Annotated in this window: 17 protein-coding genes; 11 read left to right on the top strand and 6 right to left on the bottom strand. The window is 70.6% G+C overall.

Features of this window, described 5'->3' with window-relative positions; all coding sequences use genetic code 11:
- Positions 1-108 precede the first annotated feature (108 nt).
- Positions 109-768 (bottom strand): TetR/AcrR family transcriptional regulator, encoded by a 660-nt coding sequence (locus OG259_RS28470; RefSeq protein ID WP_328944843.1) that lies wholly within the window; start codon positions 766-768, stop codon positions 109-111.
- A 246-nt stretch (positions 769-1014) separates the two neighbouring features.
- On the opposite strand from OG259_RS28470, the gene OG259_RS28475 reads away from it, so the two are divergent.
- The gene (locus OG259_RS28475; protein ID WP_443052144.1) at positions 1015-2508 is read left to right on the top strand and encodes an MFS transporter; all 1494 of its coding nucleotides are present in this window, start codon (positions 1015-1017) and stop codon (positions 2506-2508) included.
- 128 nt (positions 2509-2636) lie between these two features.
- On the top strand, positions 2637-3029 hold the full coding sequence (locus OG259_RS28480; RefSeq protein ID WP_328944845.1) for a peptidase inhibitor family I36 protein: 393 nt from the start codon (positions 2637-2639) through the stop codon (positions 3027-3029).
- On the opposite strand, the gene OG259_RS28485 is transcribed toward OG259_RS28480, so the two are convergent.
- Positions 3010-3855, bottom strand: a complete 846-nt coding sequence (locus OG259_RS28485; protein ID WP_328944846.1) for a potassium channel family protein — start codon at positions 3853-3855, stop codon at positions 3010-3012. The genes OG259_RS28480 and OG259_RS28485 overlap by 20 nt on opposite strands.
- Positions 3856-3956: 101 nt before the next feature.
- Entirely contained in the window at positions 3957-6689 is a 2733-nt protein-coding gene (gene aceE / locus OG259_RS28490) for a pyruvate dehydrogenase (acetyl-transferring), homodimeric type (protein WP_328944847.1), read from the bottom strand.
- A gap of 419 nt (positions 6690-7108) precedes the next feature.
- On the opposite strand from aceE, the gene OG259_RS28495 reads away from it, so the two are divergent.
- From OG259_RS28495 to OG259_RS28520, 6 genes are all read left to right on the top strand, one after another.
- On the top strand, positions 7109-7531 hold the full coding sequence (locus OG259_RS28495) for a DUF3052 domain-containing protein (RefSeq protein ID WP_266891447.1): 423 nt from the start codon (positions 7109-7111) through the stop codon (positions 7529-7531).
- A 155-nt stretch (positions 7532-7686) separates the two neighbouring features.
- Positions 7687-8181 (top strand): peroxiredoxin, encoded by a 495-nt coding sequence (locus OG259_RS28500; protein ID WP_328944848.1) that lies wholly within the window; start codon positions 7687-7689, stop codon positions 8179-8181.
- Positions 8182-8308: 127 nt separating this feature from the next.
- Positions 8309-8884, top strand: coding sequence for a TerD family protein (locus tag OG259_RS28505; protein WP_015033386.1), 576 nt, complete (start codon positions 8309-8311; stop codon positions 8882-8884).
- Between the two features lie 84 nt (positions 8885-8968).
- Complete coding sequence (locus tag OG259_RS28510; protein WP_266965648.1) at positions 8969-9544, top strand: TerD family protein; 576 nt, start codon at positions 8969-8971, stop codon at positions 9542-9544.
- A 29-nt stretch (positions 9545-9573) separates the two neighbouring features.
- Positions 9574-10722, top strand: coding sequence for a DUF475 domain-containing protein (locus tag OG259_RS28515; RefSeq protein WP_328944849.1), 1149 nt, complete (start codon positions 9574-9576; stop codon positions 10720-10722).
- 132 nt (positions 10723-10854) lie between these two features.
- Entirely contained in the window at positions 10855-11595 is a 741-nt protein-coding gene (locus OG259_RS28520; RefSeq protein ID WP_266891437.1) for a TerD family protein, read from the top strand.
- A 51-nt stretch (positions 11596-11646) separates the two neighbouring features.
- Here OG259_RS28520 and OG259_RS28525 read toward each other — a convergent pair whose 3' ends face one another.
- Positions 11647-12558, bottom strand: coding sequence for a TerD family protein (locus tag OG259_RS28525; RefSeq protein ID WP_328947200.1), 912 nt, complete (start codon positions 12556-12558; stop codon positions 11647-11649).
- Between the two features lie 177 nt (positions 12559-12735).
- Between OG259_RS28525 and OG259_RS28530 the strand changes: the two genes are divergently transcribed.
- Genes OG259_RS28530 through OG259_RS28540 form a run of 3 tightly spaced genes read left to right on the top strand, consistent with a single transcriptional unit; the run spans position 12736 to position 17537 of the window.
- Complete coding sequence (locus OG259_RS28530) at positions 12736-13932, top strand: HpcH/HpaI aldolase/citrate lyase family protein (RefSeq protein ID WP_328944850.1); 1197 nt, start codon at positions 12736-12738, stop codon at positions 13930-13932.
- A gap of 18 nt (positions 13933-13950) precedes the next feature.
- Positions 13951-16683, top strand: a complete 2733-nt coding sequence (locus OG259_RS28535; RefSeq protein ID WP_328944851.1) for a phosphoribosyltransferase — start codon at positions 13951-13953, stop codon at positions 16681-16683.
- Positions 16680-17537: an HAD family hydrolase gene (locus OG259_RS28540; RefSeq protein ID WP_328944852.1), complete on the top strand. Its 858-nt coding sequence runs from the start codon at positions 16680-16682 to the stop codon at positions 17535-17537. Before OG259_RS28535 ends, OG259_RS28540 begins: the two co-directional genes overlap by 4 nt.
- Positions 17538-17543: 6 nt before the next feature.
- Here OG259_RS28540 and OG259_RS28545 read toward each other — a convergent pair whose 3' ends face one another.
- Complete coding sequence (locus OG259_RS28545; RefSeq protein WP_266891432.1) at positions 17544-17765, bottom strand: FmdB family zinc ribbon protein; 222 nt, start codon at positions 17763-17765, stop codon at positions 17544-17546.
- Between the two features lie 191 nt (positions 17766-17956).
- Positions 17957-19270 (bottom strand): hypothetical protein, encoded by a 1314-nt coding sequence (locus OG259_RS28550; protein WP_328947201.1) that lies wholly within the window; start codon positions 19268-19270, stop codon positions 17957-17959.
- Positions 19271-19381 lie beyond the last annotated feature (111 nt).

Genomic DNA, 19381 nt, shown 5'->3' on the forward strand with positions numbered 1-19381 from the left:
TTTGGCCGGCCCGGCCCGGTGACCCCCGCGGATCGGCCTTCGCGGGGCGGCCCCGTGACCTCGCGGATCCACGCTCGCGGGCAGCGCCGCGACCTCGCGGATCCGGCTCTACCGGGCCCCGGTTTCCCGCTCGTCCGGGCGGTTGCGCCAGTGCGGGGCGAGGGCCGGGCCGAGGTGGTCGAGGTACTCCTCGGTGAGATCGCGGATGGCCTCCAGGCTCTGATCCGTACCCCGGCCCCACAGCTGGCCGGTGACCCGCATCACACCGCTGAACGCCGCCACCGCGATCCGGGGGCGCGGGTCCCGGTCGACGTCGAGGCCCTCGCGTTCGGCGATGATCCGGGAGATGGTCTCCTCCATCTCGGTGGAGCGGCGCAGATGGACGGCGAGCAGCGCGGGCGTCGACTCGATCATCTGGTAGCTGCGCAGGTACAGCTCGACCGGTACGACCTCGGTGATGGCGTCGCCGATGGTGTCCCAGGCGCAGAGCACGGCGTTGCGCATCGCGTCGAGGGGGCCCTCGCCGGGCGGCCGCTGCCCGAGGGCCTCGACGAAGCGCTCCTCCACCATCTGCTGGACGGCGAAGGCGACCTCCTCCTTGGAGGAGAAGTACCGGAAGAAGGTGCGCTGGGAGACCTCGACCGCGTCGACGATCTCGTCGACGGTCGTCCCCTCGTACCCCTGGGTGGTGAAGAGCTCCAGGGCCACCCGGGTCAGCGCGTCGCGCGTGCGTTGCTTCTTCCGCTCACGCAGGCCGGGCAGGGTCACGTCGGGGTCCTCTTTTCGCGCATTTCGTCCAGCTCAGCGTACCTGTGAGCTACGTGACAGTTACCGACGTGTGAATCGCTTTGTCAATTGTCAGTGACTGTCACTAGCCTCTTTCGCATGACTAGTCAGACCACCGTGGAAAAGGCCCCGCAGGGTCAGGGGGATGCCCGGGAACCCGTACCGGTCCCGGCGAAGGGACTGCGCGGCCACCCCTGGCTGACCCTGTTCGGCGTGGCCGTGGGCGTGATGATGGTCGCGCTCGACGGCACGATCGTCGCCATCGCCAACCCGGCCATCAAGACCGACCTCGGCGCCTCCCTCGCCCAGGTCCAGTGGATCACCAACGGCTATCTGCTCGCGCTGGCCGTCGCCCTGATCACCGCCGGCAAGCTCGGTGACCGCTTCGGCCACCGGCAGACCTTCCTCATCGGCATCGCCGGCTTCGCCCTCGCCTCCGGCGCCATCGGCCTCTCCGACTCCATCGGGGCCGTGATCGTCTTCCGCATCCTGCAGGGCCTCTTCGGCGCCCTGCTCATGCCGGCCGCGCTCGGCCTGCTGCGTGCCACCTTCCCCGCCGAGAAGCTGAACATGGCCATCGGCATCTGGGGCATGGTCATCGGCGCCTCCACCGCGGGCGGCCCGATCGTCGGCGGCCTGCTCGTCGAGCACGTCAGCTGGCAGTCCGTCTTCTTCATCAACGTGCCGGTGGGCGTCGTCGCGCTCGTCCTCGGCCTGGTCATCCTCAAGGACCACCGCGCGGAGAACGCGCCGCGCTCCTTCGACATCCTCGGCATCCTGCTGCTCTCCGGCGCCATGGCCTCCCTCGTCTGGAGCCTCATCAAGGCCGGCGAGTCCTGGGGCTGGTCGAGCGGCAAGACCTGGGGCGGCCTGCTCGGCGCCGTGCTGCTCTTCGCGGTCTTCGCCTTCTGGGAGACCAAGGTCAAGGAGCCGCTGATCCCGCTGGCCATGTTCCGCTCCGTGCCGCTCTCGGCCGGTGTGGTCCTCATGGTCCTTATGGCCTTCGCCTTCATGGGCGGCCTGTTCTTCGTGACCTTCTACCTCCAGGGCGTGAAGGGGCTCAGCCCGGTCGACAGCGGTCTGCACCTGCTGCCGCTGACCGCGATGATGATCGTCTCCTCGCCGCTGGCGGGTGCGCTGATCACCAAGTTCGGCCCGCGGGTGCCGCTGGTCGGCGGCATGGTCTGCACGGCCGTCGCCATGTTCGGCATGATCACGCTCTCCGCCGGCACCGGCACCTTCGTGATGTCGCTCTGGTTCGCGCTGCTCGGCCTCGGGCTCGCCCCGGTCATGGTCGGCGCCACCGAGGTCATCGTCGGCAACGCGCCGCTCGAACTGTCCGGCGTGGCCGGCGGTCTGCAGCAGGCCGCGATGCAGGTCGGCGGCGCGCTCGGTACGGCGGTGCTCGGCGCCGTCATGTCCTCCAAGGTCGCCGGCGCCTTCGAGGGCAACTGGAAGGAGGCCGGGATCCCGGCCCCGGTCAACCCGCAGCTGGAACAGGCCGCCGAGTTCGGCATGGCCCCGCCGGGGCTGGCCCAGGCGCCGGGGATGACCCCCGATCTCCTCCAGCAGATCACCGGCGTCATCCACGACACCTTCCTCGACGGCATGGGCCTGGCCTTCACCGTCGCCGGTGCCGTCGCCGTCGTCGCCGCCCTCGTCGCCACGCTCACCAAGCGGGGCGAGAACGCGGAGGCGGGCGGCATGGGCGGTCACATCTGACGTCCGTCGGGGTTCCCGTAGGGGGCCGTCACCCGTTCGCGTGAACGGGGGCGGCCCCTCTTCCGTCACCGGGTGACCTCCGCCATGCTTTTGATTACAGAGAGTAATCAAACGGGGGGTTGATCAGCATGTACGTCAGCATGTGTACGAAGACCACGCTCGCCGTCGCGGCCGTTCTGACCGCCCTCCTGACCGCGCTCCCGGCGGCCCCGGCGGCGGCCGTGCCGTCCGGGACCGCTCTCGGGGCCTGCGGTCCGGGGCGGCTCTGCCTGTGGTCCAAGCCCGATTTCAAGGGCAGGGCGCAGAGCCACGAGCTGGCCACGACCGACATCGAGAGCTGTGTCGCACTGCCGCCGGGCACCTCGGCCCAGTCCCTCGCCAACCGCACGGGGCGACCGGTCACCACGTACCAGTCCGCCGAGTGCGCGGAGACGGGGGAGTTCGAGACCTACCCGGGGCGCGGGACCTGGGTGCCGCAGACGCCCTACGAGGTCAGAGCGTTCAAGCTGTGGGAGCGGTAGGGGCGGTGGCCGGAGCCGCGGTCGGGGCGCCGACCGGAGGGGCGGCCGGTGGGGCGGTCGGTGCGGCGGCCGGGGCGGCGGTCGGAGCGGGCACGTCCGGCGAAGGGGCTGCCTCCGCCGGGCCCGACAGCCGGGCGACCTCGGCGCGCAGTTCGCGGACCTCGTGGGTCAGCGCCTCCAGAAGCTCGGTCTGCCGGCGCTCCACCGCGTCGTCGCGGTCGAAGCGGGAGATGAACCAGGCCGCGATGTTGGCGGTGACGACGCCGAGCAGGGCGATGCCCGAGAGCATCAGGCCCACCGCGAGGACCCGGCCCAGACCCGTGGTGGGGGCGTGGTCGCCGTAGCCGACCGTGGTCATCGTGGTGAACGACCACCAGACGGCGTCTCCCAGCGTCTTGATGTTGCCGTTCGGGGCGTCCCGCTCGACGTGCAGCACGGCCAGCGAGCCGAACATCATCAGCCCGACGACCGCCCCCGCCACATAGGTGGTGAGCGTTATCTGCGGGGCCATCCGGGCCCGCCGGCCGACGAGGAGGAGCGTGGAGACGACCCGCAGCAGCCGCAGCGGCTGCACCATCGGCAGCAGGACCGCGAGCAGATCGAGGGGGTGGGAGCGGACGAAGGCCCAGCGGGCCGGGGCGATCGCCAGCCGGACCACGTAGTCGAGGGCGAAGGCCGCCCAGACCGCCCACTCGACATGGGTGCACAGCCGGTGCACCCAGGGTGCGGCGCCGGGAGCCACGATCGGCACGGCGTAGGCGACGCCGAACGCCACGGCCAGCACGAGCAGCGGTGCCTGCGTGCGTTCTTCCCAGCGATCCTTCATGCGGGGAATCGTAGAGAACGCCGAAGGGCGGCGAGACCGAGGTCCCACCGCCCCTCACCAGGTGCGCCGTGCTACCGGGCGACCGCCCGAGGGCTAGCGGATCAGGCGTCGCCGCCCGCGGGGCCCGGGTCGGCGGCCGCCACGTCGAGCAGCTGGTAGCGGTCCACCGCCTGCTTCAGTGCCGAGCGCTCGATCTTGCCCTCGCGGGCCAGCTCGGTCAGCACGGCCAGCACGATCGACGGGGCGTCGATGTGGAAGTAGCGACGGGCCGCGCCCCGCGTGTCCGCGAAGCCGAAGCCGTCCGCGCCCAGCGAGCCGTACGGGCCCGGCACCCAGCGGGAGATCTGGTCCGGCACCGCCCGCATCCAGTCCGAGACCGCCACGAACGGGCCCTCGGAGCCCTGGAGCTTGCGCGTCACGTACGGGACGCGCTGCTCCTCGTCCGGGTGGAGCAGATTGTGCTCCTCGACGGCCACGGCCTCGCGGCGCAGCTCGGTCCAGGAGGTCGCGGACCAGACGTCGGCCCGTACGTTCCACTCCTCGGCGAGGATCCGCTGCGCCTCGATCGCCCACGGCACGGCGACACCGGAGGCCATGATCTGCGCCGGGATGGTGCCCGCCTCGGCCGGCTTGAAGCGGTGGATGCCCTGGAGGATGCCCTCCACGTCCACGTCCGCCGGCTCGGCCGGGTGCTGGATCGGCTCGTTGTAGACGGTCAGGTAGTAGAAGACGTCCTCGGCCTCGGAGCCGTACATCCGGCGCAGACCGTCCTTGACGATGTGCGCGATCTCGAAGCCGTACGCCGGGTCGTAGGCGATACAGGCCGGGTTGGTCGAGGCGAGCAGGTGGGAGTGGCCGTCCGCGTGCTGGAGGCCCTCGCCGGTCAGGGTCGTACGGCCGGCGGTGGCGCCGAGCACGAAGCCGCGGGCCAGCTGGTCGGCCATCTGCCAGAACTGGTCGCCGGTCCGCTGGAAACCGAACATCGAGTAGAAGACGTACACCGGGATCAGCGGCTCGCCGTGCGTGGCGTACGCCGAACCGGCGGCGATCAGCGAGGCCGTGCAGCCGGCCTCGGAGATGCCGTCGTGCAGCATCTGGCCGGTCGGCGACTCCTTGTAGGCGAGGAGGAGTTCACGGTCCACCGCCTCGTACTGCTGGCCCAGCGGGTTGTAGATCTTGGCGCTCGGGAAGAACGCGTCCATGCCGAAGGTGCGGTACTCGTCGGGGGCGATCAGCACGAAGCGCTTGCCGATCTCCTTGTCCCGCATGAGGTCCTTCAGGATGCGGACGAAGGCCATGGTGGTGGCGATCGACTGCTGCCCGGAGCCCTTCCTGGCGGCCGCGTAGGTCTTGTCGTCGGGGAGGATCAGCGGCTTCGCCCGCACGACCCGGGTGGGGACGTACCCGCCCAGCGCCTTGCGGCGGTCGTGCATGTACTGGATCTCCTCGGAGTTCCGGCCCGGGTGGTAGTACGGCGGCAGGCCGTCCTCCAACTGCCGGTCGGTCACCGGGATGTGCAGCCGGTCGCGGAAGCGCTTCAGGTCGTCGACCGTCAGCTTCTTCATCTGGTGCGTCGCGTTGCGGCCCTCGAAGTTCGGGCCCAGCGTCCAGCCCTTGACGGTCTGGGCGAGGATCACCGTCGGCTGGCCGGCGTGGGCCTTCGCCGCCGCGTAGGCCGCGTAGATCTTCTTGTGGTCGTGACCGCCGCGGCCCAGGTGCAGGACCTGCTGGTCCGTCATGCCCTCGACCATCGCCCGCAGTCGGTGGTCGTCGCCGAAGAAGTGGTCGCGGATGTAGCCGCCGGTCTCCGTGGCGTACGTCTGGAACTGGCCGTCCGGGGTGGTGTTCAGCTTGTTGACCAGGATGCCGTCGCGGTCCTGCGCCAGCAGCGGGTCCCAGGAGCGGTCCCAGATCAGCTTGATGACGTTCCAGCCGTTGCCCCGGAAGATCGACTCCAGCTCCTGGATGATCTTGCCGTTGCCGCGCACCGGGCCGTCGAGCCGCTGGAGGTTGCAGTTGACGACGAAGGTGAGGTTGTCGAGGCCCTCACGGGCGGCGATGGAGAGCTGGCCGAGCGACTCGACCTCGTCCATCTCGCCGTCGCCGAGGAACGCCCAGACGTGCGACTTGGAGGTGTCGGCGATCCCGCGCGCCTCCATGTACCGGTTCATCCGGGCCTGGTAGATCGCGCCGAGCGGGCCGAGGCCCATCGACACGGTCGGGAACTCCCAGAAGTCCGGCATCAGGCGCGGGTGCGGGTACGACGAGAGCCCGTTCGGGAACTTCGACCTCTCCTGGCGGAAGCCGTCGAGCTGCGTGTCGTTCAGCCGGTCCAGGAGGTACGCGCGGGCGTAGATGCCGGGGGAGGCGTGCCCCTGGAAGAAGATCTGGTCGCCGCCGTCGCCCTCGTCCTTGCCGCGGAAGAAGTGGTTGAAGCCGACGTCGTACAGCGAGGCGGAGGAGGCGAAGGTCGCGATGTGACCGCCGACGCCGATCCCGGGACGCTGGGCGCGCGAGACCATCACGGCCGCGTTCCACCGGGTGGCGTTCAGGACCTTGCGCTCGATCTCCTCGTTGCCGGGGAAGAAGGGCTCGTCCCTGGTCGCGATCGTGTTGACGTAGTCCGAGCTGCGCATCTCGGGCACGGCCACGCGCTTCTCGCGGGCCCGCTCGATCAGCCGGAGCATGAGGTAGCGGGCGCGCTCACGGCCCCGCTCGTCGACGGCGGCGTCGAGGGAGTCGAGCCATTCCTGGGTCTCTTCCGGGTCGAAATCCGGGACCTGGCTGGGAAGGCCGCCAATGATGATCGGGTTGCGATCGGATCCGGGAGCCACGCTCTTCCTTCGCTGTTCGGTGGTGCCCACGGGGCCACACGAAGTGGTCGGGATGTCCATCGTGTACCCCGTCTGCGCCAGACGTCACATTTACCGAGGGGTAACCCCCAGCGGTGTCCTCCACGTGTCCGGGTGGGTCAAATCGCAACCTTACGCTCAACCCGCGCATGCGTTTCGTCCGGGCGTTCGGCAGACTGAAACCTCAGAAGTCCGTAAACCGGGATGAATCATGTGTGCCTGATCACGGAACGGGGTCCTCGCGGTGCCGGAAGTTGCGGCGAGACGGCCCCAAACGTCACCGTTTCGGCGGTCTCCACGGCCGGGTACTTGCGCGATCCACCCCGGCACGTGTGGACTACGGCCAGCGCCGCGCGCCCACGTGCGGCCCAAGCATTTACCGAATGAGCAGGAGGCAAGCCGTGAGCGCGACCGCGGACCACGCGGAGGAGCGGACCAACCCGGCCGTCAGGCTGGGGTTCGAGCCCGGACAGGTGGTCCAGGAGATCGGCTACGACGACGACGTCGACCACGATCTCCGTGAAGGCATCGAGTCCATCATCGGGGCCGAGCTCGTGGACGAGGAGTACGACGACGTCGCAGACGCCGTGGTGCTGTGGTTCCGCGACGAGGACGGCGATCTCACCGACGCCCTGGTGGACGCCATCGGTCTTCTGGAAGACGGCGGCACCATCTGGCTGCTGACGCCGAAGACCGGCCGCGACGGCTACATCGAGCCGAGCGACATCAACGATGCCGCGCAGACAGCTGGTCTCTCCCAGACCAAGAGCATCAGCGTCGCCAAGGACTGGACGGGCACCCGCCTGACCGCCCCCAAGCGCTGATCACCACGCTGCGAGTAGCCCCCGCCGGTCCGCCGGCGGGGGCTTTCGTGCGCGTCGGCCCGCCGGGCCTCGCGGGGGCCTGTGCGCACAGGCCGTAGGGTGGGGTTCACCGATTCGGCCCAAGGTCAGGGCCCCGCCGAAGGGATGCGTACGCGATGGCGATCGAGGTCGGCGCCGAGGCCCCGGAATTCGAGCTCAAGGACAACCACGGGCGCACCGTGCGGCTCTCCGACTTCCGCGGCGAGAAGAACGTGGTGCTGCTCTTCTACCCCTTCGCCTTCACCGGCGTCTGCACGGGTGAGCTCCGCGAGCTGCGCGACAACCTTCCGGAATTCGTCGACGAAGACACCCAGCTCCTCGCCGTCTCCAACGACTCCATCCACACCCTGCGCGTCTTCGCCGAGCAGGAGTCCCTGGAATTCCCGCTGCTCTCCGACTTCTGGAAGCACGGCGAGGCCTCCCGTGCCTACGGTGTCTTCGACGAGGAGAAGGGCTGCGCGGTGCGCGGCACCTTCATCATCGACAAGGAGGGTGTCGTCCGCTGGACCGTCGTCAACGCCCTGCCGGACGCCCGTGACCTCGGCGAGTACCTCAAGGCCCTCGACGCGATCCGATCCCCGGTCCGACCCGCGGTCCAGGCCTCGATCTGACCCGACACCCGGATTCACCGGGCGAATCGACTGTTTCGAGCGGGAACCCGTCACTAGGATCCACTCGTTGATCCGATGCCAACGCACGACTGGGGGCGCTGCCCCTGGAAACCACATGGAGGGACTCGTGGGAGTCAGCCTCAGCAAGGGCGGCAACGTCTCGCTGACCAAGGAGGCCCCTGGCCTCACCGCCGTGACCGTCGGTCTGGGCTGGGACGTCCGCACCACCACCGGTACGGACTTCGACCTCGACGCCAGCGCCATCCTGGTGAGCGCGGAGGGCAAGGTCCGCAACGACCAGGACTTCGTCTTCTTCAACAACCTGAAGAGCGCCGACGGCTCCGTCGAGCACACCGGTGACAACCTCACCGGCGAGGGCGAGGGCGACGACGAGCAGGTCAAGGTCAGCCTGGCCACCGTGCCGGCCGACGTGGCCAAGATCGTCTTCCCGGTCTCGATCTACGACGCCGAGAACCGCCAGCAGTCCTTCGGCCAGGTGCGCAACGCGTTCATCCGCGTGGTGAACCAGGCCGGCGGCGCCGAGATCGCGCGGTACGACCTCTCGGAGGACGCCTCGACCGAGACCGCCATGGTCTTCGGCGAGCTCTACCGCAACGGCGACGAGTGGAAGTTCCGTGCCGTCGGCCAGGGCTACGCCTCGGGCCTGCGCGGCATCGCGCAGGACTTCGGCGTCAACGTCTGAGCCGAACCGTTCCAACCGTCCGGCGCCGCACACATCCCGTGCGGCGCCGGACGTGCCTCATCACCACCGGGGAGGAAACGAATCATGGGCGTCACGCTCGCCAAGGGAGGCAATGTCTCCCTCTCCAAGGCCGCACCCAACCTCACCCAGGTCCTCGTCGGGCTCGGCTGGGACGCGCGCTCCACCACCGGAGCCCCCTTCGACCTCGACGCAAGCGCGCTGCTGTGCCAGGCCGGACGGGTCCTCGGGGACGAGTACTTCGTCTTCTACAACCAGCTGCGCAGCCCCGAGGGCTCCGTCGAGCACACCGGCGACAACCTCACCGGCGAGGGTGACGGGGACGACGAGTCCCTGATCGTGGACCTCTCCAAGGTGCCCGCCCACTGCGACAAGATCGTCTTCCCGGTATCGATCCATGACGCCGACAACCGGGGTCAGAGCTTCGGCCAGGTCAGCAATGCGTTCATCCGCGTGGTGAACCAGATGGACGGCCAGGAACTCGCGCGCTACGACCTCTCCGAGGACGCCTCCACAGAGACGGCGATGATCTTCGGCGAGCTCTACCGATACAACGGCGAATGGAAGTTCCGCGCCGTCGGTCAGGGGTACGCGTCGGGGCTGCGGGGCATCGCTCTAGACTTCGGGGTCAACGTTTCGTAAAGCCATGTAATTTCACGATGGGGTAGACAGTGGTTCTGAAAACCTTCGGCTGGTCGTTCGCCATCACGGCGCTCGGTCTGGTCGCAGCGGTGCTCTACGGGGGGTGGGAAGCGTTCGGGATCGTCGCGATCCTGTGCATCCTCGAGATCTCGCTGTCCTTCGACAACGCAGTGGTCAACGCCGGAATCCTGAAGAAGATGAATGCCTTCTGGCAGAAGATCTTCCTCACCGTCGGTGTGCTCATCGCCGTCTTCGGCATGCGTCTGGTCTTCCCCGTCGTGATCGTGGCGATCAGTGCCAAGATCGGCCCGATCGAGGCCGTCGATCTCGCCCTCAACGACGCCGAGCGCTACGAGCAGCTCGTGACCGACGCCCACCCGTCGATCGCGGCCTTCGGCGGCATGTTCCTCCTGATGATCTTCCTCGACTTCATCTTCGAGGACCGTGACATCAAGTGGCTCGGCTGGCTGGAGCGCCCGCTGGCCAAGCTCGGCAAGGTCGACATGCTGTCGGTCTGCATCGCCCTGATCGTCCTGGCGGTCAGCGCCATGACCTTCGCGACCCAGGCCCACCAGCACGGCGGCCTGCACGTCGACAAGTCGGCGACCGTCCTCCTCTCGGGCGTCTTCGGTCTCATCACGTACCTCATCGTCGGCGGTCTCTCGGGTTACTTCGAGAACAAGCTGGAGGAGGAAGAGGAGCGCGAGCAGGAGGCCGAGGAAGAGGCCAAGCGCAGCGGCAAGAAGGTCGGCGTCGTGCAGCTGGCCGGCAAGGCCGCCTTCTTCATGTTCCTCTACCTGGAGGTCCTCGACGCCTCCTTCTCCTTCGACGGTGTCATCGGCGCCTTCGCCATCACCAACGACATCGTCCTGATGGCGCTCGGCCTCGGCGTCGGTGCCATGTACGTCCGTTCGCTCACGGTCTACCTGGTCCGCCAGGGCACCCTCGACGACTACGTCTACCTGGAGCACGGCGCGCACTACGCGATCGGCGCGCTGGCCGTGCTCCTCATGGTCACCATCCGGTACGAGATCCCCGAGGTGGTCACCGGTCTCATCGGTGTCACCCTCATCGCCTGGTCCTTCTGGTCCTCCGTCCGCCGGAACAAGGCGATCGCGGAGGCCGAGGGCGGGTCCGGTTCCTCGGGAGACAAGACCGAGGTGACGTCCGGGGTGTGACACCCCCGGCAATGAGGAACGCTTCACTGCGGGGCGGCCGGTGCACCCGGCCGCCCCGCAGGCATGTGCGCGGGGCCGGCTACCAGGCGCCGGCGATCAGTGGGGTTGCGATCAGTGGGGGGTGAAGGCGGCATGGCCTTCTGGGACAACCTGTTTCCGGGGAGGGCGGCGACGCAGTTCGACTCGGGCAGCGCCGCGTCGAACACGATCGACCTGACGAAACGGCGTCCGTCCGTCTCGCTCACCAAGCAGGGCGCCGCCACCGGCAACCTCCGGGTGAACCTCTCCTGGCGGATGCGGACCTCCGACCTCGAAGGACGCTCCCGCCAGAGCGGCCGACTGCTCCGCAACCCCTCCCAGCTCTTCAAGCCCGAGGTCGTGCAGGCGCACACCCAGGGCATGGTCAACGTCGACCTGGACCTGGGCTGCCTCTACGAGCTCACCGACGGCAGCAAGGGCGTCGTGCAGCCGCTAGGCGGCTTCTTCGGGGACCTGAACGGCGCCCCGTACGTGAAACTCAGCGGCGACGACCGCTTCGGCGGCTCGTCCGGGGAGACGATCTTCGTCAACCTGGACCACAAGGACGAGATCAAGCGCCTGCTGTTCTTCGTGTACATCTACGACCAGACGCCGGCCTTCGACCGTACGCACGCCAAGATCACGCTCTACCCGAGCAACGGCCCCCGGATCGAGATCGAGCTGGACGAGCGCGCCCCGCAGGCCCGCTCCTGCGCGGTCTTCTCCGTGGAGAACGCCAAGGGCGAGCTGACGGTCCGCCGCGAGGTGCGCTTCGTCTACGGCTTCCAGGCCGAACTGGACCGGCTGTACGGCTGGGGCCTCCAGTGGGGACGCGGCTACAAGACCAAGGCGTAGCCGTTGCCCGCGTCCTCAGGACACTCGGGACACTCAGGACCCTGCGGACCCTCAGGACCGGACGAACTGGGGGCCCATGGGCGGCATCCGGAACTCCGGTGCCGGGTTCTGCTCGGGGGCGGTCACCGGCTGCGGATAGCCGTACGCGGGCGCCCGCTCGGGCATGGGCGGGGGCATGGTCGGCTGCGGCGGTACGGGGCTGTGGGCGACGGTCAGGTCGAGGTCGGGGCCGGGGGCGCGTACGACGGCCGCCGTGGCCTCCTGGGCCGCTCCTCCGGCGCCCGGGCCGCCCGGGGCCTCGCGGAAGCCGCCCTGCGCCTCCTGGAGGCCGTCCTGGGCCTCCTGTGCGCCGTGGGCCTCACCCGCCGGCGTGTCCTGTCCCGCAGCGTCCCGCCCCGCGTCCTGCGCGTCCTCGTCGACGGAGATGCCGAAGTCGGTGGCGAGGCCGATCAGGCCGGTCGGATAGCCCTGGCCCACCGCGCGGAACTTCCAGCCGTCCCCGCGGCGGTACAGCTCGCCGCAGATGACCGCCGTCTCCTCGCCCGTCTCCGCCGTCACGGAGAACAGGGCCAGCGCCTCGGCCTCGGGCCCGGCCGTCGCGTCGTACAGCAGGATCCGCAGGTCGGACACGGAGCGGAAGGTGCCGCCGTCGGAGGAGGCCGCGATCACCACCCGGTCGACGGAGGGGTCGAGGCTGCCGAGGTCGGCTTCCACGGTGTCCGTGAGACCCTTGGAGTCACGCTTCTTCGGCAGCCGTCGCACCAGGCCCGAAGGGTGGCGCGGCTGGTTGTAGAAGACGAAGTCCTCGTCGGACCGCACCCGGCCGGAGGGCCCGAGCAACAGGGCCGAGGCATCCACGTCAGGGACCCCGGAGCCCGGGGTCCAGCGGAGCACGGCCCGTACGGCCGCGGTGTCGAGAGGGACGTTGGAGCCCTTCAGCATCGCGTGCGTCATGACCGCAATCCTGCCCTCCCGGTCGACCCGCGGACAACGCGGGGGCGTCACCGATACCGGGCCGAGACGACAGATGCTGACGAGTTACCTGGATTTCATACGCGAAGGGAACTGCGGACACCCGCACCTACGTACTATTACCGGCCACATGTCGACAGGGTCCAGAGAGGTAGACGGGGGACTTATATGCGTCATTTCGGGCACATCCCGTCCGCGACACGAGCCGGTCTCTTCCACCGGGAACCGGCCACGTTCACGGCAGATTCGCCCGCGCGCACGCTCGCGGTGGCCCTGGGTGCCACGCTCTACAGCCCGGCCACCCGGCCGCGGCTCGCCGACGACGTGCGCAAGCAGGCGGCCCGTGGAGTGGTCTCCATGGTGCTCTGCCTGGAGGACTCCATCAGCGACGCCGACGTCGAGGAGGGCGAGGACAACCTCGTCCGCCAGTTCGCCGACCTCGCCGCCGGGACCGTGACGGACGCCGACACCGCCACGGACACCGCCACCGACGTACCCCTGCTCTTCATCCGGGTCCGCGATCCGCGCCAGATCACCGACCTCGTCGACCGGCTCGGAGAAACGGTCCGCCTGCTGTCCGGATTCGTACTCCCCAAGTTCACCGAGACGCGTGGCCACGCCTTCCTCGAAGCGCTCACCCACGCCGAGCGGACGAGCGGCCGGCGCCTCTTCGCCATGCCCGTCCTGGAGTCCCCCGAGCTCCTCCACCTGGAGACCCGGGCCGAGACCCTCGCCGGCATCGCCTCGATCACCGACAAGTACCGCGACCGCGTCCTCGCCCTGCGCCTCGGCGTCACCGACTTCTGCTCCGCGTACGGGCTCCGCCGCTCGCCCGACATGACCGCCTACGACGTCAAGATCGTCGCCAACGTCATCGCCGACGTCGTCAACGTCCTCGGCCGCTCCGACGGCACCGGCTTCACCGTCACCGGCCCCGTCTGGGAGTACTTCCGGCTCGGCGAGCGCATGTTCAAGCCCCAGCTGCGCCGCAGCCCCTTCCTGGAGGGCCGCGCCGAGGACCTGCGCACCGCCCTCATCGAGCACGACCTCGACGGCCTGCTGCGCGAGATCGAACTCGACCGCGCCAACGGACTGCTCGGCAAGACCTGCATCCACCCCACCCATGTGGTGCCGGTGCACGCCCTCTCCGTGGTCAGCCACGAGGAGTGGAGCGACGCCCAGGACATCCTGCGGCCCGAACAGGGCGGCGGCGGAGTCCTCCGCTCCGCCTACACGAACAAGATGAACGAAGTGAAGCCGCATCGCGCGTGGGCCGAGCGCACCCTCCTGCGCGCCGAGGTCTTCGGCGTCGCCAACGAGGACGTCGGCTTCGTGGATCTGCTCACCGCCGGACTTGCCGGCTGACGAAGGGACGTCGACGACGTGGTGTGGACCGGAACGTGGGTCGCGGAGCGACTGGGCGTCGAACTGATCGGCGACGAGGCGCTACCGGCCCTGTTGGGCCTCGCACTGCGTCGCAACCCCAAGCGCGCGCATCTGCTGGTCTCCAGTGTGCTGGGCAAGCACGTGCCCCAGCGCCCCTCCGTGGTGTACGGCTCCGGCCTCGACCTCGGCCGGCGCGTCCGCGCGCTCCTCGGTGACGAGGAGGCCGCGCGCTCCGTCGTCCTCGGGTACGCCGAGACCGCCACGGCCCTGGGTCACGCCGTCGCCGACGGCCTCGGCCTCGCCCCGTACCTCCACTCCACCCGACGGCCGGTGGACGGGGTCGCCCGCGCGGGCGGCTTCGAGGAGTCCCACTCGCACGCCACCTCGCACCTGCTGCTGCCCGAGGACCCCAAGCTCCTCGCGGGCGACGGGCCGCTGGTTCTCGTCGACGACGAGTTCTCCACCGGCAACACCGTCCTCAACACCGTGCGTGCCCTGCACGAGCGCTACCCCCGCGACCGGTACGTCGTCGTCGCCCTGGTCGACATGCGCTCGGCCGCCGACCTCGGCCGCCTGGACGCCTTCGCCACGGAGATAGGCGCCCGGGTCGACCTGATATCCGGCGCCGCCGGGACCGTACGCCTCCCGGAAGGGGTCCTGGAGAAGGGCCAGGCACTGGTGGCGGAACACGAGCGGGCGTACGAGCCGCCGAGCACGGGAGGTTCGTCCGCCGCCGGCCCCGCATCCGGCTCCGGGCCCGCCCATGGATCGGCGTCCGCATCCGGCTCCGGGCCCGCCCACGGAGCGGCGTCCGCTTCAGGCTCCGAGTCCGGGCTCGCTGCCGAATCCGCCACGGCCCCGCATCGGCACGAGCCCGTGCGCGTGGCGCTGGACTGGCCGGAGGACGTACCCGACGGCGGACGGCACGGCTTCACGCCCGACCAGCGCGATCGCCTGGAGACGGCACTGCCCGCCATGGCGCGCAGGATCGCCGAGGCGCTGGGCGGTCCGGCCGCGGAGGACCGGACCGGTCCCGTGGCCACGCCGTCCGCAGGACCCCGCACCGCAGGACCCCGCGTCCTCGTCCTCGGCTTCGAGGAGCTGATGTACGCGCCGCTGCGCCTCGGTACCGCCCTGGAGGACGCCGGACTCGACGTCCGCTACTCCACCACCACCCGCTCGCCCGTCCTCGCCGTGGACGACCCCGGCTACGCGATACGCACCCGGCTCGTCTTCCCCGCCCACGACGACCCCGCCGACGGCCCCGGCGAGCGCTACGCCTACAACGTGGCCGGCGCGGGCTTCGACGCCGTCGTCCTCGTCGTCGACTCCACCGCCGACACCCCGGCCCTGCACGCCCCGGACGGCTTGCTCGCCCAGCTCGCCGCGCACATCCCGCGCGTCGTGCTCGCCGTCGTTCCTTCGTACACCCCGGCGCCCGCGCCGCACCCCCCGTACGAGGCACACGAAGCACACGAAGTACACGAGGCACACGAAGCGCACGCGACCACGCCGAACGCCTCTCCGTACCCGCCCCAGGTCACCGAAGCTCCCGAAAGGAGCTCCATGCTGCCCGAGCCCCTCCGCGGCCCCGCCTTCTCGTCGTACGCACCCGAGGAGGTCGGCTGGCTGCTCCAGGACCTCTCGGACGTCGAGTTGGAGGCGCCCACCGAGGAACGCGAGGAAGCCATCCAGAGCGGCGGCGCGCACTACGCCGAGTCGCTCCCCGTCGAGTACCAGCCCAGCGACCGCTACCAGGAGCTGTTCCACACGGCCCTGGAGACGTCCGCCGCCCGGATCGCCCGCGCCGTCGGCACCGTCACCGAGACCGTCCTCGCCGAACGGCCGGGCCGCCGACCCGTGCTCGTCTCGCTCGCGCGGGCCGGTACCCCCGTCGGCGTCCTCATGCGCCGCTGGGCGCAGGCCCGCCACGGCCTCGAACTCCCGCACTACGCCGTCTCCATCGTGCGCGGCCGCGGCATCGACGCCAACGCCCTGCGCTGGCTGGCCGCCCACCACGACCCGGCGGACGTCGTGTTCGTCGACGGCTGGACCGGCAAGGGCGCCATCACCCGCGAACTCGCCGACGCCATCAAGGAGTTCGAGGCGGCCGAGGGCGTCACGGGCTTCGACCCGGAGATCGCGGTCCTCGCCGACCCCGGTTCCTGTGTCCGTACGTACGGCACGCGCGAGGACTTCCTCATCCCCTCCGCCTGCCTCAACTCCACGGTCTCCGGCCTGATATCCCGTACGGTCCTCCGTGCCGACCTCGTCGGACCGGACGACTTCCACGGCGGGAAGTTCTACCGCGAACTGGCCGGCGCCGATGTCTCCAACGACTTCCTCGACGCCGTCGCCGCCCGCTTCGACGAGGTCGGCGGAGCCGTCGACACCGACACCAAGGAACTCCTGGCCGCCGACCGCACTCCCACCTGGGAGGGCTGGGCCGCCGTGGAGCGGATCAGCGAGGAGTACGGCATCCACGACGTCAACCTGGTCAAGCCGGGCGTCGGCGAGACCACCCGCGTCCTGCTCCGCCGCGTCCCCTGGAAGATCCTCGCCAAGCGGGGCGCCGACGCCGACCTCGCGCACGTCCGGCTGCTCGCCGAGCAGCGCGGCGTACCGGTCGAGATCGTCGACGAACTCCCGTACAGCTGCGTCGGTCTGATACACCCTCAGTACACCAGGGGTGCGACAGGCGCCGACGGCAGGGCGGTGGTGTCCCAGTGAGTACGACTCCAGTGAGCACGGACTCGGTGAGTGCGACGACGGCTCAGGTCCCCGTACTGGTCGCGAGCGACCTCGACCGCACCCTCATCTACTCGTCCGCGGCCCTCGCCCTCGGCATGCCCGACGCCCAGGCGCCCCGGCTGCTCTGCGTCGAGGTCCACGAGTCCAAGCCGCTCTCCTACATGACCGAGGACGCGGCCGACCTGCTCGCGCGGCTGACCGCCGAAACCGTCTTCGTCCCCACCACCACCCGGACGCGCAAGCAGTACCAGCGCATCCAACTCCCCGGCACCGCACCGAAGTACGCGATCTGCGCCAACGGCGGCCACATCCTCGTCGACGGCGTCACCGACGCCGACTGGCACGCCTCCGTACTGCGCAGGCTCGCCGAGGAATGCGCGCCGCTCTCCGAGATCCGCGCCTACCTCACCGCCACCACGGACCTGTCCTGGGTACGCAAGCACCGCGTCGCCGAGGACCTGTTCGCCTACCTCGTCGTCGAGCGGGAACGGCTCCCCGAGGACTGGCTGGGACGCTTCGGCGACTGGGCGGGGGAGCGCGGCTGGACGGTCTCGCTCCAGGGCCGCAAGGTGTACGCCGTACCGAAGCCGCTCACCAAGAGCGCGGCCGTCCGCGAGGTCGCCCGCCGCATCGGCGCCACGCTCACCCTGGCCGCGGGCGACTCCCTCCTCGACGCCGACCTGCTGCTCGCCGCGGACCGGGCCTGGCGCCCGGGCCACGGCGAACTGGCCGACAGCGACTGGACCGCCCCCCACCTCGACGTCCTCGCGGAACGCGGGGTCGCGGCGGGGGAGGAGATCCTGCGCCGCTTCAGGGCGGCGGCCGCCGTCTGAGGCGTCTCAGCCGCAGCAACCCCCACCGCAGCAGCCACCCCCGCCTCCGCCCCCGCCGCCGCTCGGCGCGGGGGCGGAGGACGAGCCGCCGACGGCCACGGCCGAGAGCAGCTTCACGGTGTCGTCGTGCCCGGCGGGGCAGGAGGCCGGATCGGAGGACTCGGCCATGGGACGGCTGAGCTCGAAGGTGTCGCCGCAGGTACGGCAGCGGAATTCGTAACGAGGCATGGGAACAGGCTAGAGCCTGCGCCCGGCCAGGGGCAGGTGCCCCGGCCTCGCACCGGGGCGCGCGCTCCGGGAGCGCCGGGCAGGTGCCTCGGTCCTCCGGTCCCGGCTCCGCGCCCGGGGGTCACGGGCAGGTACCCCGGGGTACCCCGGTCCTCCGGTCCCGGCCCCGCGCTCGGGTCGGCGGCCGCGGCTCAATGCCCGGAGCCCCGGTCCTCCCGGATCTGCCCGACGACGTGCGCGGCCGTGGCCCGTACGCCCTCCAGCTCGGTCAGGAAGTGCCAGTAGTCCGGGTGGCGGCCCTCCAGGCCGTCGACCGCGCGGTCCAGCCGGGCGACGGCCTCGTCGAGGGGCCGGGCGTGGCGCGGGTCGGGGGTGTTCCGCCCGGCCATCGCGAGGCGCTGGGCGTCCCGTACCGCGAACCGGGCGCGGTCGATCTCCGCCTTGGGGTCCTTGGCGACGGCGTCGAGGCGACGCAACCGGTCGCCGGCGGCGGAGACCGCCTCGTCGGTGGAGTCGAGCAGCGCGCGGACGGTGGAGAGCAGCGAGGTCGCGTCGGGCCAGCGCTGCTCGGCGCGTGCCCTTCCGGCCTCGGCGAGCCGCTCCTCGGCCTGCCGGAGGGTGGCGGCGGCCTGCTCGGGCACGTGCTGGAGGTCCTGCCAGCAGGGCGCGGTGAAACGCCGCCGCAGCTCGGAGAGGACCGGCTCGACCTTCTCGGCGCGGGTGGTGAGCGCTTCGGTGCGGGTACGGAGGGAGACGAGGCGCCGGTCGATCTCGGCGGCCCGCGCGGGCAGTCGCTCGGCCTCGGCCCGTACGGCCTCGGCGTCGCGCAGCACCTTGTCGGCACGCTGGAGGGTCTCGGGGACGCCGTGCCGGCCGGCGCCCTCGTTGAGCCGGGTGAGCTCGGGCCCGAGGGCGGCGAGCCGGGCGGCGAGGTCGTCCGCGCGCAGCCCGCTCTCCCGTACGGAGTCGAGGGCGCCGCTCGCACCGCGCAGGGCCTGGCGGGCGCGCTCGACGGCCGGGGCGAGCCGGGCGAGCTGGGTCTCGGCCTGCCCGAGCAACGGAGCGAGGCCCGCCTCGAACCGGTCGAGCTCCCCCTTGACCCGGTCCAGCTCGTCCTTGGCACGGGTCAGTTCGGCCCGGGCCCGGTCGGCGGTCGCGGCGTCGAGCTCGTCGCGGTCGAGATCGTGGGCGTCGACGGCGCTGATGTAGGTGTGGCTGACCTCGTCGATCCGGCGCCCGAGGGCCTCGAAGCCCTCGACGGCGCGGCGCGTCTCGGGGGAGCTGTCGACGGCGGTGATGGTCTCGATGGAGATGCGCAGCCCGCGCTGGGCGGTGTCGAGCTCGTAGAAGGCAGCGGCGGCGGCGTCCTTGGCGGCCTGCGCCTCGGCCCGTTGGCTCTCACCGCGCCCACCGAACCAGCGGCGGGTACCGCCACCGGCGAAGGCGTGCGGCAGCATGGCACCGAGGAGCAGCGGAAGGGCAAGGGCAAGCCGAAGCCCGGAAATCCCTGCCCTCGGGCCGTCCTCGGAGTGGGTCTGCCCTCGGCTTGGCGCATCACGACGCCGAACGCCGCCCGCCCCCCTCGCGTCGCTCGCCGCCACGTACCTCTCCCGTGC

The sequence above is a fragment of the Streptomyces sp. NBC_00250 genome (assembly GCF_036192275.1).
In the GTDB taxonomy this organism is placed as follows: domain Bacteria; phylum Actinomycetota; class Actinomycetes; order Streptomycetales; family Streptomycetaceae; genus Streptomyces.

Excerpts from the sequence above, each read along its gene's own strand:
- OG259_RS28475 (WP_443052144.1), top strand. The coding sequence starts at position 1,015 with ATGATGGTCGCGCTCGACGGCACGATCGTCGCCATCGCCAACCCGGCC.
- OG259_RS28480 (WP_328944845.1), top strand. The coding sequence starts at position 2,637 with ATGTACGTCAGCATGTGTACGAAGACCACGCTCGCCGTCGCGGCCGTT.
- OG259_RS28485 (WP_328944846.1), bottom strand. The coding sequence starts at position 3,855 with ATGAAGGATCGCTGGGAAGAACGCACGCAGGCACCGCTGCTCGTGCTG.
- OG259_RS28500 (WP_328944848.1), top strand. The coding sequence starts at position 7,687 with ATGGCGATCGAGGTCGGCGCCGAGGCCCCGGAATTCGAGCTCAAGGAC.
- OG259_RS28510 (WP_266965648.1), top strand. The coding sequence starts at position 8,969 with ATGGGCGTCACGCTCGCCAAGGGAGGCAATGTCTCCCTCTCCAAGGCC.
- OG259_RS28520 (WP_266891437.1), top strand. The coding sequence starts at position 10,855 with ATGGCCTTCTGGGACAACCTGTTTCCGGGGAGGGCGGCGACGCAGTTC.
- OG259_RS28530 (WP_328944850.1), top strand. The coding sequence starts at position 12,736 with ATGCGTCATTTCGGGCACATCCCGTCCGCGACACGAGCCGGTCTCTTC.
- OG259_RS28545 (WP_266891432.1), bottom strand. The coding sequence starts at position 17,765 with ATGCCTCGTTACGAATTCCGCTGCCGTACCTGCGGCGACACCTTCGAG.